We start from the raw sequence: 15363 nt of genomic DNA, 5'->3' as shown, positions 1-15363 counted from the left end.
TTGATGTGCTTTTGGGATGGTTTGAAAATCCGACTCCCGTTCGGCTATCGAACAAACAGCCTGACAGCGGGTGCTGTGTCGGTCGATCGGATTTCGTGGCTATGCTAACCGTGAACGACGCGCCGCTGCTGTGCAGTATAGCCAATCGCTGGAGCGGTGCCTCCGGCGCGATTAGAGAGAACTCCGTTGGAGGTAAAATGGAAAATTTAATGGGATTAAATTCAACTGCCAAGGATGGAGAAAGCGTAGCAATCGGTACGACAGCATGGGTGCAGGAGGTAGGGCAACGCATGGAGCGGTTGCCGAGGGAAACGATGGGGTCGACCGCTGATTTACCGGTAGTGCTGCCTTTGGAGTCGGCACTATTAAAAAAACGATATCCAGTGGTAGAAAGCAGGGAGAACCTATCTTCGACAAATTTCTTTTCCGATTTTGTGGTAAAGAATCGTCCTGTGGTGGTCCCCAAAGCGTTAAAACATTGTCGGGCGCTCTCCTGCTGGACGGACGATTATCTTCGAGAGGTTGTCGGCTCCCGCACCGTCATACTCAAGCAAGGCCTGAACGAGGAAGGAGTCACCGGGCTGAAGACCATCACATCACAATTGAGTGATTATCTGGATTGTATGGCGCTTTTCGAAACCCGGCTGCAACGGAATGAGGTATTGGCCAAGGATAGGCCCCCTTATTTGCACGATCTGCCGTTGTTGTCGGTATTGCCGGATGCGGCGGATGATCTTGACGGATTTCCTTCCGACTATTTTCCGGACTGGTATCGGGCCGATTGGCTTAAATTCGCCCAATTCTTTCTTGGGCCGAGCCAGAGTTTAACGCCCTTGCATTTCGATTGCCTGCTCACTCACAACCTGTTCTTTCAGGTCAGAGGGCGCAAACGCTTCATTTTATTGCATCACGATCAACTGCCGTTCTGTTATCGCTACAAATGGCGCTGGTGCGAGGTGGATGCCGAAACGCCCGATTTTATACGCCATCCTCTTTACCGGGACGCGCAGATTCAAGAATGTATTGTAGAGCCCGGAGACATGCTGTACATGCCGTCGGGAATGCTTCACCACGTCCGCAGTCTCGACTGCTCGATGTCCTTCAATGTGGACTGGCATACGCGCGGCAGCGCTTTTCAGGGGGTTTTGGCATTGAAACGGGGAATGCCCCTCAAGAACGTTTATTACAATGCGGTCATCGCCCTTGGGCAATGCACCGGACAACCGGCCAGACGCGTGCTTCCCTGGTACCGGTCATATCTGAACTACGTCTCATAAGGAGATCATTGTGCGTTTCATTGAAGAATCCGGATTGACGGGTAGTGTTCAAATAAGCTGTTCCAACTTTGTTGAATTGACGTGTAGTAGGGCGGATGAAAAGCCCGACCGGACGGCCTACGTTTTTCTACAGGACGGTGAAAACGAAAGCGGTCGATTAACGTTTGCGCAACTGGATCGGCGCGCCCGTGCTGTTGCCGCCAAGCTTCAAAGCCTGGGCATGACCGGCGAACGGGCCTTGTTGCTGTATCCGCCCGGGCTTGATTATATCGTGGGTTTTTTCGGCTGTTTATATGCCGGCGTTGTCGCAGTTCCTGCCAGCCCGCCCGCGCGTCGGCAGAGATCCCGGCTTTTGGCCGTGTTTAACGACGCCGCACCGGCCGTTATCATGACCACAACGGATCTTGCAGTGAAATTCCGCAATGAATTCGCCTGTGGGAGCGACGCCTTCGTCGCGACTAAAGCCGCAAGTCGCGACGAAGGCGTCGCTCCCACGATACCGGAACCCGCATGGTTCGCCACGGATAACCTCGAAGCCGAATCTGCCGGAGATTGGGTCAAGCCTGCACTCAACGCCAACAGCCTGGCTTTCCTTCAATACACCTCCGGTTCTACCGGAGATCCTAAAGGGGTGATGGTCAGCCACGGCAACCTGATGGCCAACCAGAAGGCGATAAAACAAGGTTTCGAGCATACCGAACACACCACAGTCGTCGGCTGGCTGCCCTTGTATCATGATATGGGATTGATCGGAAATTTGCTGCAGCCGCTTTATCTGGGAACCACCGCCATCTTAATGCCGCCTATGGCGTTTCTGGAAAAACCCGTCCGCTGGCTCAAGGCCATTTCAAACTACCGGGCGAACACGTCGGGCGGCCCTAATTTCGCTTACGATCTTTGTCTTCGCAAGGTGACTGCGGAACAAATGCAAGAGTTGGACTTGAGTGCCTGGACCTTGGCATTCAACGGTTCGGAACCGGTGCACGCCGCTACAATGGAGCGTTTTGCAGAAAAGTTTGCCGACCGGGGTTTTCGTAGGGAAAGCTTTTTCCCTTGCTATGGTTTAGCCGAAGCCACGCTGTTTGTGTCAGGCGCGCATCTGCCCTCCGAAGGAGACGCGCAGCACGCCGAAGACAAGCCGATAAACCGCCCGGTTTCTTGTGGTGCAACGTCCCATCATCACGAAATCCGCATTGTCGACCCTGAAACAGGCAGTCTTTGCCGGGAAGGGCATGTCGGTGAAATCCGGGTGGCCGGACCCAGTATAGCCCAAGGCTATTGGAATCGGCCCGATGAATCGGAACACACGTTTCGAGCGCGAACGATCGATACGGAGGACGCAGATCATCAAAATATCGGCGCTCGATTCTCTACGGAAAAAAACACCGAGCAAGCTTTCCTCCGTACCGGCGACTTGGGTTTTCTCCACAACGGCCGACTTCATATAACCGGCCGTATCAAGGATTTGATCATCATTCGTGGCCGGAATGTCTACCCGCAAGACATCGAGCAAGCACTGGTCGAGGAAATCCAGGCGCTTATCCCCGACGGCTGCGTAGCTTTTTCGATAAACCATGAAGACGAAGAGCAACTGATCGTCGTCGCCGAGATAACGCGTGCGGCAATGCGCTCGGGCGACTACGAGGCGATTGCCGCTGCAATGCGAAAAGTTCTTGCCGAAGTCTGCGAACTGGCCGCCGCCGAATGTGTTCTGGTACAACCCGGTACGGTTCTCAAAACATCCAGCGGTAAAATTCGTCGCCAACCCTGTAAACAAATGTATTTGGAAAATTCATTGCCTGTGTTGTTTCGTTCGGGTGAGGGCGGAGCTACTCATTCTAAAACCATGGTAGAAAGCGGCTCTTTGTCGTCACAGCTCCATTTCGCCGGGAGCGAAGTGGGGCGCGTAGCGGCCGTCCATGGAGGGATCCCTCAATTTCAAATTCTGCAACAGGCGCTATTAGCTGTTCCTCAAGCGCAACGTACGGTATTAATTACCCGTTTTCTTAGCCAGAAAATTGCTCTGTTGTTAAAAATTGAAGCATCGGCCCTGCCTGCCGATTCATCCTTACGCGCATTGGGACTCGACTCGCTCAAGGCGGTCGAGCTTAAGCACGAGGCAGATGAGTTGTTAGGCATCGATGCGCCTTTGTCGTTGTTTCTATCTGATGATTCGCTGGAAAAAATAGCCGAAATACTATCTGAAATCGCCGAATTTACAGCAGGGGATTCCACCGCGCAGGTTTCCATGGGACATACCGAGATCAGTGTACATTCCCGCTCAGGACTGTCCGCAACCCAATTTTCCATGTGGACGATGCAGCAATTGGAGCCGAACAGTATCGTCTACAATCTCCATCTGGCACTTCGCATCGCCGGGACTCTCGATCAGGAACGCTTAAAACATGCTTTTCGTTACCTGATGGATCGTCATCCCCTACTGCGCACGTTATACCGTGCCGACGCCAATAACGAAATCATTCAACAGGTGCTGCCGACGTCCGAGCTACCGGAATTTTTTACAGCCATCGACGCATCCGCTTGGACGGAATCTCGACTTCAGGATGATATGGCCCGGCGGGCTAGAGAACCTTTTGATCTGGAAGCCGGGCCGCTGTTTCGTACCACATATTATCAACAGGGAAAGACAAGATCGGGTCGAGATACCGATGGTCAATCTTTACTCACTGAAACTGGCAACATTCTTTTAATCTGTGCCCACCATATCGCTGTCGATCTATGGTCCGTGCTCATTCTCGTCAGCGAACTGAAAACAATCTATGCCGATTTGTCCCTTGGACAGGAGCCCAGATTAAACAACCTCAACTCAAGCTACACCGATTTTGCAGTCTGGCAACGGCAGTATCTGAAAAGTCCGTCCTGTGATAAAGCCTGGACTTACTGGCAACGGCAATTGACCGGAGAACTCCCGCTGCTTTCTCTGCCGACCGACCGCCCAAGACCGGTGGTTGCGGAGTCATGCCGGGCTGTCCTGCCCGACACCCTGCGGGTAAATACAAATTCGCTCCCGGCGGATTTGTATCGCGGTGCTTCGGTAGCGTTCCGGTTGGACCGTGACGAAACCGAACGACTCAAAAAGCTGGCTGGACAGCAAGGTGTGACACTATTTGCATTACTGCTCACCGCCTACAAAGTATTGTTGCATCGCTATACCTACCAACAGGATCTGATCGTCGGCGTTCCCGCCAGCGGACGCCCTCAAGCACGTTTCGCTTCGGTCGTTGGCAATTTTGTCAACCCGCTGCCCTTACGCAGCAGCCCTTCCGGTAACAAAGCCTTTTCGGCCTATTTGGCGGAAGTCAACGGTGCTTTGTTAGGTGCGCTGGAACACCAGGATTTCCCATTTTCCCGGCTGGTGGAACGCCTGCAACCCGAACGTGTCGCTGATCATTGGCCGATTTACCAGACGTTGTTCGTGTTGCAGCAGGCTCAGGCCGGTTTCGATACGGACTTGGCGCAACTCGCTTTGGGGGAGGATGGCGAATTTTCGGATTGGGGAACGATGCGGGCCGGTCCGTTGGCGATACAGCAGCGGGTCGAGAATTTCGATGTCAAACTGATGGCGGCAGAATGCCAAGATGGCTTGCAGTTTTCCTTCCAGTATCGCTGCGATTTGTTTGAGAAAGACACGATTACCAATTGGGGAGGGCATTTTCAACGATTGCTTGCCGGTATCGTAGCCGATTGTGATATGAAATTGGACGATTTGCCGTTGCTTTCGGCGGACGAACGGAACCGGCTGGTTGCATGGAATGCCACGGAAACCGACTATTCAGGTACGTGTTGCTTGCATCGCTTGTTTGAGGCACAAGTGGAAAAAATCCCGGATCAGATAGCCTTGATCTATCAGGATCGGCAACTCACTTATCGGGAATTGAATGCCCGCAGCAACCGTTTGGCCAATGCATTGATTGCGGCAAAATTCGGGCCGGATACCCCGATCGGTATTTGCGCCGAGCGGTCATTGGAAATGGTGGTGGGTTTGTTGGGTATACTGAAGGCGGGCTGCGCCTACCTGCCGCTCGATCCCGAATATCCGCAAGAACGCCTTTCGGCTATGTTGAACGACGCCGATGCGCCGCTGATTTTGGCCCAGCCGGAATTCGCGCCTATCTTTTCGGGTTTTACCGGAGCGATTTATCGCCTCGATGCCGGGCTAACGGATTTTACCGGCTATTCCGAGCGGAACCCGGATGTGCGAATCGGCGATGAGACTTTGGCCTATGTGCTGTTCACGTCCGGCTCTACGGGGCGGCCTAAAGGCGTCGGCGTGCCGCACAAAGGCGTTCGTAACCGTCTCCTGTGGATGCAGGACTACTTCGGCCTTGATGCGGGCGATGCCGTGCTGCAAAAAACGCCTTATACCTTCGATGTTTCGGTGTGGGAATTTTTCTGGCCGTTGCTGTCCGGTGCACGACTGGTCATGGCCGCACCCGGCGACCACAAAGATCCTGAACGACTGGTGGAGCTGATCGAACGGCATGCTGTCACGACACTGCACTTTGTACCTTCGATGCTGGGCGCCTTCCTCAACGTGGCCGATTTTGACCGCTGCGGCTCCTTGGGCCGGGTCATTTGTAGTGGCGAGGTGTTGACGGCCGATTTGCAAAAACGCTTTTACCAATGCATCGATGCCGGACTTTTCAATCTTTACGGGCCGACCGAAGCGTCCATTGACGTTACCGTATGGCGCTGCCGGCCCAGCCAATCCGAAACCCCGATGCCGATCGGCCGTCCCATTGCCAACACACAGGTTTATCTATTGGACAGTCATTTGAATCCGGTACCGGTGGGTGTTGCCGGTGAGATTTACCTCGGCGGCATTCAATTGGCGCGTGGCTATTTGAATCAGCCCGGTTTAAGCGCCGAACGATTTGTGCCGAATCCATTCGCCGAAACGGGTGAGCGTTTGTATCGCACCGGCGATCTGGCTTGCTATCGCCGGGACGGCGTCATCGATTACTTGGGACGCATCGACCACCAGGTAAAGATACGCGGTTTCCGGATTGAATTAGGCGAAATCGAAGCCCTGCTGCTGCAACACCCTGCCGTTAGCGAAGCTGCCGTAATCGTCCGCGAAGACGGCCCCGGCGACAAGTATTTGGCGGCATATTGGGTGAGCAACCAGTCATCCGTGCCGGACATGGACGTATTGCAAGACTTTCTTAAGGCGCGTCTGCCCGATTACATGATTCCGACGGTATTGATGGAATTGGAGCGCCTGCCTCTGACAGGTAACGGCAAGCTGGATCGTAAAGCCTTGCCGGCACTGGATTTTGACCTGCAATTCGCCGATCAATATGAGGCTCCTCGGAATGAAGCGGAAAAAGTTTTGGCTCGGATTTGGTCGGATGTGTTGAGGATCGAACGGATCGGTATTCACGATAATTTTTTCGCCCTGGGCGGGGATTCCATTCTGGCGATCCAGGTCGCTGGACGGGCGCGGCAGGCGGGACTGGCATTCGTGCCGCGTCAACTGTTCGAGCTGCAAACGGTCGCTGAGCTGGCGGAAGCGATAACGCAAAGCAGGCCGAGGAATTTTGAGCAAGACGATACCTACGACGATGCGCCATTGACGCCGATTCAACACTGGTTTTTCGAACAGAACTTTGCCAATCCCAACCATTGGAATCAATCGGTTCTGTTGGAAGTGAAAACGACTTTGGATATGGCCTTATTGGAAAAGGCTTTTGATTGCCTGGTTTCTCATCACGATGCGTTAAGGCTTCGTTTCAACCGGAAAGACGGCGTCTGGCATCAGGCGAGCGGGCAGAATAAGGAACATTCGTTGTTACGGCGAGTGGATATGAGCGCGGTGCCCGAAGCGGATAAGGCCGGCTTTATGGACGCGGAGTGTAACCGCAGCCAAGCCAGCCTGGATGTGAGTCAAGGCCCCTTGTTGCAAGCGATTTGGTTCGACCGGGGCGAGCATCAAAGCGCCCGTCTGTTTATCGTTATCCATCATTTGGTAGTAGACGGGGTATCCTGGCGCATCCTGCTGGACGATCTGCAAAGCGTTTATTTTCAATTGTCGACGGCTAAAACAGCCGTATTGCCGGCCAAAACCACTTCCTTTAAACACTGGGCGGAGCAACTCAATGCGTTTGCCAAAAGCGGAGCTTTGCAAAGCGAGGCCGACTATTGGCTCGATAGCATTGCGGCGAATCCCGCCTCTTTACCTGTCGATCACCCCGAGGGAGCGCGCCTCGAAGGCGTTACCGCAAGCTGTAGCGATGAATTAAGCGAAGCCGGTACGCAGGCTTTGCTGCGCGACACCCTTATTACTTACCGCACCAGCGTTGACGATTTGCTGTTGGTCGCATTGGTGCAAACCCTATCTGAGTGGTGCGGTAGCGACAGCGTGTTTTTTGATCGTGAAGCCCATGGGCGGGAAGCCTTGTTTGACGATATCGACGTATCATCGACGGCGGGTTGGTTTACCAGTGTCTATCCGCTTTGCCTTCGCTTGCCCGAAGATGCGTCGATCGGCGATACGATAAAATCGATCAGGGCGCAGTTATCTCGTATTCCAGGCAAAGGAATCGGCTACGGCTTGCTGCGTTACGCAAGTTTGCCGGATGTCTCGTCGAAACTGGCGGCAGCGCCCAAAGCGCAACTGCTGTTCAATTATCTTGGCCGCCTCGACGAAGCATTCATCGATGCGCCCTGGCATCTTGCTTCAGAGGCACAAGGAGCATCCCGCGACGCCGATAATTCAAGGGCTTATGAACTGGAAATCAACGCCTATGTGAGCCGGGGGAAACTGCGGACCGAATGGCGGTACAGCGCAGAGCGTTATCAAAAGGAAACGGTTGCAGGGCTGGCCGGGCGATTTACCGAAATATTGCAAGGACTGGTCGATCATTGTCTTGCCGCTGAGCCTGCAGGCTTGATGCCGTCCGATTTCCCTTTGGCCGCTTTGGATCAGGAAACGCTTGACACTTTGCCGTACGCCGCCCGCGAAATCGAAGACATCTATCCGCTTTCGCCGATGCAGGAAGGCATGCTGTTCGATACCTTGATGGCTCCCCGGTCGGGAATTTATCTGATGCAGGATCGTTTTGACGTACACGGCGTAATAGATGAAACATGCTTTCAACGCGCCTGGCAGATGATAATTGACCGTCATACCGCCCTGCGCACCGGCTTTTTATGGGAAACAAGCCCTCATCCGGTACAAATCGTGCATCGCCATGTCGATTTGCCTTTCGAATATCACGATTGGCGATTGTTAAACTCCGCGGATAGGCAGGATCGGCTGGAAACTATGCTGGCTGAGGAACGCCAGCAAGGTTTCGATTTTCTCAAGCCGCCATTGATGACCGTTCGTTTGATACGCTTGGCGGAAGAGCGATACTGTTTCGTTAGAAGTTATCACCATATATTGATCGATGCTTGGTGCATGTCTTTGATGCTGGTCGAATTGATGGCTAACTATAAAGCCTTGTCCCTAGGGCAATTGCGACCTCAACTGCCGGCGCCTCGATTTCAGAGCTACATCGCCTGGCTGCAAAAACAAGATAAGGACGCTGCAAAGCAATTTTGGCAACGCTATTTGCATGGAATGACCGAATCGACGCCGTTTAACGTCGATAAATTGTTGCTTGACGCAGAGAAAGGCAAAGCGAGCGTCGCCGATGCGATTGTTTTTCTGTCGGCGCAAAATACCAAGAAATTGAACGCAATGGCCCAACAATACCGGGTCACGCCGAATACCTTTGTGCAAGCGGCCTGGGCAGTGATGTTGAGTCGATACAGCGGGCGCGGGGAAGTGGTCTTCGGCGTGACCGTATCGGGACGTCCTCCAGAATTGCCTGGCAGTGAAGACATGCTGGGCGTGTTCATCAATACTCTGCCGCTACGGGTCGCCGTCGATATGGCGCTGCCGGTAGCGGAATTTTTGAGCGGCCTGTTGCGGCAAAATATCGAACTACGGCAGTATGAATATAGCCAATTGGTGCAGATACAAAGTTGGAGCGAAATACCACGTGAACAGCCTTTGTTCGAGAGCCTGCTGGTATTTGAAAATTACCCCGTTGATCCCAGTCTGCGCTCAAACGAAAGCGCGTTAAACATTGTCGATGTGGCTACACGCACCCATACCAATTATCCGCTTAATGGCATGGTCATTCCGGGCGAGCGATTGCATTTGCAGATTACCTATCATACAAACAGGTTCGAAACGGCAGCCGTGGAACGTATGCTCGGACACTTCAGGAATCTGCTGGAAGGAATGATCGCTAATCCCGAGCAGCGGATATGTGAAATTCCGCTGCTCGCGGAAGAGGAACGCCGGCTCATGTTGCAACAATGGAACCGAACGGTGCATGCCTATCCGGAACCCTGCGATACGATCACCCAGTTCGAGTCGGTAGCGGCGCGCAAGCCCGATGCCGTTGCGGTGGCTTATTTAGAGAAACAATTGACTTACGGAGAACTCAACAAGCGCGTCAACCGGGTCGCCCACGCGCTTATGTCCGAAGGAGCGGATCCCGAGATGTTGATCGCTCTGTTTAGCGAGCGCGGCATCGATTATCTGGTCATGATGCTGGGCGCCTTTAAAGCGGGCATGGCTTATCTGCCGCTCGACCCGAGCCACCCCGACGGTAGGATCGCCCAAGTGCTGAAAGAAAGCGGAGCCGCCTGGGTATTGACCTGTGAATCGAATTTTGACCGCGCGTCGGATTTGGCGGACAGGGCGGGAGAGACGGCGGGTGCGGTTCAGCAGGCACCCAGATCATTGGGCCTTCAACTGCTGTCTCGGCCGGATGTCCTCGTTCTGGAGGAATTGGAATCGGGCGAAAACGGCACGGAAAATCCACCGAAACGTCATGGCCCCGACAATCTGGCCTTCGTCATTTTCACCTCCGGTTCAACGGGCAAGCCGAAAGGTGCGATGGTTGAATATAAGGGCATGTTCAACAACCTGATCACCAAAGTACCGGCCCTGGACTTGACCGAACAGGATGTCATCGCGCAAACGGCCGGGCAATGTTTCGACATTTCCGTTTGGCAGCACCTGACCGCATTGGTATGCGGGGCGCGGGTCGAAATCCTTCCGGACGAAATTGTCAAGGAGCCTTACCGGCTGCTGGCGCAATTGGGCGAAAGCGGCGTGACTGTTTTGGAAGCCGTGCCGTCGATGATCCAGGCCTTGCTGGATAGCGTGGATATTCTCGGGCTTCCCGAGTTGCGATGGCTGATCGCCTGCGGCGAGGCATTTTCGCCGGAATTATGCCGCCGCTGGATGGAGCGAATGCCCCATGTCAAGGTGCTCAACGCCTACGGTCCCGCCGAATGTTCGGACGATGTGTCTTACTACGAAGTTCCGGCGATACCAAGCGACGCCGAAACCATCGTTCCGATCGGCCGACCGGTGCACAACACAAGACTGTATCTTTTGAATCGATGGCTGGAGCCTGTGCCTGTCGGCGTACCCGGAGAAATCTGCGTGACCGGTATTCAGGTTGGGCGCGGCTATCTGGATCGCCCGGATTTGACCGCCGAAAAATTTATTCCGGATACTTTCGATGAAACCGGCTGCCGCATGTATCGCACCGGCGACCTCGGCCGTTATCGCGAGGACGGCGCCATCGAATTTCTGGGGCGAATCGATCATCAGGTCAAAATTCGCGGTGTTCGCATCGAGCCGGGTGAAATCGAAGCGCAACTGCTGACTTTTCCTAACATTGAACGAGCCCTAGTCACGGTCCGGGAAGGCGGCGCCTCCGGTAAGATGTTAGTGTCTTATGTCGTATGCAGCAAACGATTCGTCAACAACGATGCCGAGCTATTCGCAAAATTACGAGAACACTTAGCTACCCGGTTAACCGATGCGATGATGCCGCAGGCTTTCGTTCGGCTGGATGTCATGCCGCTCGGTGCCAACGGCAAGATCGACCGCAAGGCATTGCCCGCGCCCGATATGTTGGGGCAAAGCGACCGTGCCTATATTGCGCCGCGCAATCCCGCGGAGGAGGCATTAGTCGATATATGGAAAGAAGTGCTGGGCATTGAACGAGTTGGGGTGGCGGATAACTTTTTCGATCTGGGCGGCCATTCGCTGTTGGCCGTGCAGGTATTGTCGCGGCTGCGCAGAGCATTCGGTATCGAAGTGCCGCTGCGTCGGCTATTCGAAGCGTCCACTATCGAAGCCTTGGCGTTACTGGTCGAAGAATTGCTGATCGCGCATTTGGATAATCTCTCGGACGAAGAAGCTGAGGCCTTATTGCTTGATGATGAAACGTTTTGATGAATTTCAAATGGCTAAAGGACAAGAAAAAATAATAACCGTTGGAGCTTCTCAATGCTTTTGAAGCCGGGCCACTTGGTCAGCAAAGCCAGGTTCAGAAAACATTGCTGATAAATAATTATAAAAACCTTAAAAACAATCTTAAAAAATGACAAGAAAAAAAAACATATACAACCTTTTACATCCAACCTCATTGGCGCTAGCCTTACTTATATCAGACTCCTGCATGGCGGCCGAGGAGTTAAATGATAAAAAAACGACTGCCAGGAATACCGGTGGGAGGGTATCGGCTTCCGAAACATCCGATATCATAGAACTGCAAGCGTTAACGGTGGTGGGGGAAGATTCAGGTGACCCGTCTTTGACAACGCCCTCCATAGCTGACTCTAAACGTGAATTAAGCCAGGTTCCCGGAGCTACGACGGTCATTGACGCCGAACGTATTAAAGAAGGCGCGCCGCTGACTGTCAGCGATGCTCTCGCCAATACCGCAGGCGTTTATGTAGGAGACCTTGGCAGTGGCATTGCTGGAGGATCACGCATTTCCATCCGGGGTTCTGACGTCAATTCGATCATTTCTCCAATTCGGGGACTGAAATTTCTTCGAGACGGACTGCCTTATACTAACGCTAGTGGTGCAACTGATACCGAATCGCTCAATTTTTATGCAATTGACCATATCAATGTTTACCGGGGCGCTAGCGCCCTTGAATATGGCTCTAGCAATTTGGGCGGGGCTATCAATTTCATCACGCCCACCGGTTATACGGCTGACCGGCTTAGGCTGGGCATGACCTATGGAACTAACGGTTATGTGATGCCCAGCATCAGCGCAGGCGGAATATTGGGAAAAGGCTTTGATGCTTATGGGTCGTTCTCCTATATTGACACCAATACCACCCGTAATCTCAACGACCAAGAACATTTTTTTGGCTATGGCAATATTGGCTATCGCTGGAACGAGAACCATGAAACCAGACTTTCCGTTGATATTCAAAATCATAATTACCTGTATCCCGATCCGATAACCAAGCAACAAATCAGCGAAAACCCCAACCAAAATACTACGACATCCGTACCACCGACCGGTTTTCCTGTTTATCGTGTCGATTTACGCCATTCGATAAGGCTGGCCGATGGCGATCGCTTTGATATGGGGGCTTATTACTTCAACAAAAACTTTTCCTTCTCCTTTCCTTTCGGTTTTTTCCGGGATAACTGGCAAGATGCCGGTTTTTCATGGCGGCATGAGATCAACGGCGGGTTGCTTGGCTTGAAGAATAAAGTGGTGTGGGGAGGGTTAAATCAATGGATGTGGATTAAGGACCGCAATTTTGATGGCACCACAAATCCAGATGGAAGCGTCCGGAGAGGGGCCTTGCTTAACCAGGAGCGGGATCACTGGATTAATACAGAAGTCTATCTGGAAGATCAATTAAGCCTCACTGACGCCTTTAACTTGGTTGTTGGCGCGCAAATCAACTATCGCAAGGTCGACTATGAAAGGACGGTAGGCTATGAGCCTAGCCCGGATAGGCCGAGTAATCAGGCTGACCAGGACTTTTTTAACTTCAATCCCAAGCTGGGCTTTACTTGGCAAGCCACCAAGGAAGCGCAGATTTATGGCAACTTGAGTCGCAGTTCGGAGCCGCCCCCTTTAATTGATTTAATTAGTGTATTTCAAAAACCAACCCTGACCAGCCAGACAGCTAGCACCGTGGAAATCGGTACCCGTGGTCAAGCGGATTGGCTGAAATGGGATTTGGCTTTTTACCATGCGTGGTTGAATGATGAACTCCTTGTCATCCCCACACCACCTTTTGGTAGCGGAGATTTCACGACTGCCAACGCCGGGAATACCCAGCATACCGGCATTGAATTGGCTCTTGAAAGTACAGTGCCGCTAGATGTCATTGCATCGGGCGACCAAATCAGGCTGAGTGGAAATTACACCTGGAATAACTTCCATTTCGATAGTGATGAGCGGTTAGGCGATAATCGTTTGCCCGCTATTCCTGAACATGTTGCGCGTGTTGAAGCGCTCTATCAACATCCCAGTGGTTTTTACATAGGACCGAATGCACAAATTGTTAGCTCCAATTGGGTGGATTTCACTAATACCTTAGCCGCCAAGCCTTACGCTTTATTGAATGCCAGAATGGGTTGGGACGACGGCGAGCATTGGAAAGTATTCGTAGACGGACGTAATCTTACCAACGAGTATTACACGGCTTCAGTTTCTGTTACTGGCAACGCCGGAGGCGCAGATACCGCACTGTTCAATCCAGGCTCTACGCGTACAGTGTTTGGTGGCTTCGAGTATCGATACTGAGGTGTTAGTCGAATCGCTTGCGGTTTGGCGCACCCATTTTTCGGTAATGGATTGGTTTAACGATTAAATGCTTGGTCAGGCCAAGCTGCCACTTTTCCCAATACCTTGAGACGAGATTCTATCAGAAAAAGCCATGAAAAAATTTGATCAACATTTAACGGTGATTAAGGCAATGAAAGCATCTGATGCCGACTTCAGACTTATAAACCTAAAAGCTCGCCGGAAAAGATGGTTGTCCATACATTTGTGGCTGGGACTCACCCTCGGCTTCTTGCTCGCCATTTACGGACTGACGGGTAGCATCCTGGTGTTCCATGATGAAATCGACGAATGGCTAAACCCTGAATTATTAACGGTTGTGCCACCGAATGGTAATCAGCCCTACAAACCACTGACGGAAATCATTGAGGCGGGCCAACAAGCCATACCCAAGCAAGCCGTGCATGTTTACAGCGATTATCCCCGCAATGACAGCTCCGTTTTTAAGCTGTCCTACCCGATGCCGTTAGCGGGGGTGACTGAAAACTGGGAGATATATGTGAATCCTTATACCGCTAAAGTATTGGGTAAGCGATTGATGAGTTCTTCCGATAGCGCCATTCCCAAAACCTTTATAGGCTTTATTTTTGAATTACATTATGACTTGCTGTTAGCCCCCGAAATAAGCCCCGCCATTGTGGGATTTTCCGGCGCGCTGCTGATTATTTCGGCACTGACCGGCTTGATTGTCTGGTGGCCGTTGACCGGGCGTTGGCGACAGGCTTTAACGATTAAACGTAAAGCAGGAACTGAACGCTTAAACTTCGATGTGCATAAAACATCCGGGGTTTATAGTTCGTTGATCATGATCCCAGTGCTGTTTTCCGGGGTTTATATGGTGTTGCCTGAACGCATCGTACCTGTGGTCGAACTGTTCTCGCCGGTCACTTACCGCTACTGGTTCAGTTCCACACCGGAACCTAGCCTGGAACCCATCAGTATGGCTGATGTGGTGACTATTGCCAGACAACGTTATCCAAAAGGACGCCCGCACTGGATCTATGGCGCGCCTGGCAGCACCGACACCTATACGGTGTGCCTGAACAGTGTCGACCGGCCCGGCAGTTGGCTGCAACGGGTGTGCGTGGTGATGGACCGCTATACCGGTAAAGTGCTCGATATAGACGATCCAGCTGAAGTCACAGCTACTGCGGGTGAAGTGCTTACGCAATGGCAATGGCCGTTACACTCTGGACAGGCCTTTGGCATGATCGGAAGACTGTCGGTGTGCGCAATGGGTTTGGCTTGTCCGGTGCTGTTCGTCACAGGCGTTATCCGCTGGCGGCAAAAGCGTCGGGCTATCCGAAAAAAACGGTATAAGATCGAAATCGGCATTAAAGCTCGCAAAGCTTCAGGCATAAGAATTGAAGATCTTGATCCTAAACATGCCAGTCCCTTTGAGCAACACCGATAAACATGGATCAACAGATGTTATTAATCCT

Annotated in this window: 4 protein-coding genes; all 4 read left to right on the top strand. The window is 52.5% G+C overall.

What is annotated here, in order from left to right; all coding sequences use genetic code 11:
- Window positions 1-101 precede the first annotated feature (101 nt).
- Window positions 102-1277 (top strand): cupin-like domain-containing protein, encoded by a 1176-nt coding sequence (locus METMA_RS0100420; RefSeq protein ID WP_232216294.1) that lies wholly within the window; start codon window positions 102-104, stop codon window positions 1275-1277.
- 10 nt (window positions 1278-1287) lie between these two features.
- On the top strand, window positions 1288-11550 hold the full coding sequence (locus METMA_RS0100415) for a non-ribosomal peptide synthetase (RefSeq protein ID WP_020157076.1): 10263 nt from the start codon (window positions 1288-1290) through the stop codon (window positions 11548-11550).
- 148 nt (window positions 11551-11698) lie between these two features.
- A complete protein-coding gene (locus tag METMA_RS0100405; protein WP_152564963.1) occupies window positions 11699-13882 on the top strand; it encodes a TonB-dependent receptor family protein in 2184 nt (727 codons plus the stop codon).
- A gap of 133 nt (window positions 13883-14015) precedes the next feature.
- Window positions 14016-15335, top strand: a complete 1320-nt coding sequence (locus tag METMA_RS0100400) for a PepSY-associated TM helix domain-containing protein (protein ID WP_020157073.1) — start codon at window positions 14016-14018, stop codon at window positions 15333-15335.
- Window positions 15336-15363: the final 28 nt, after the last annotated feature.

Source organism: Methylobacter marinus A45, assembly GCF_000383855.1.
GTDB lineage: Bacteria > Pseudomonadota > Gammaproteobacteria > Methylococcales > Methylomonadaceae > Methylobacter > Methylobacter marinus.
The sequence above is the reverse complement of the archived record's forward strand: the minus strand, read 5'-3'. Positions and strand labels throughout refer to the sequence as shown.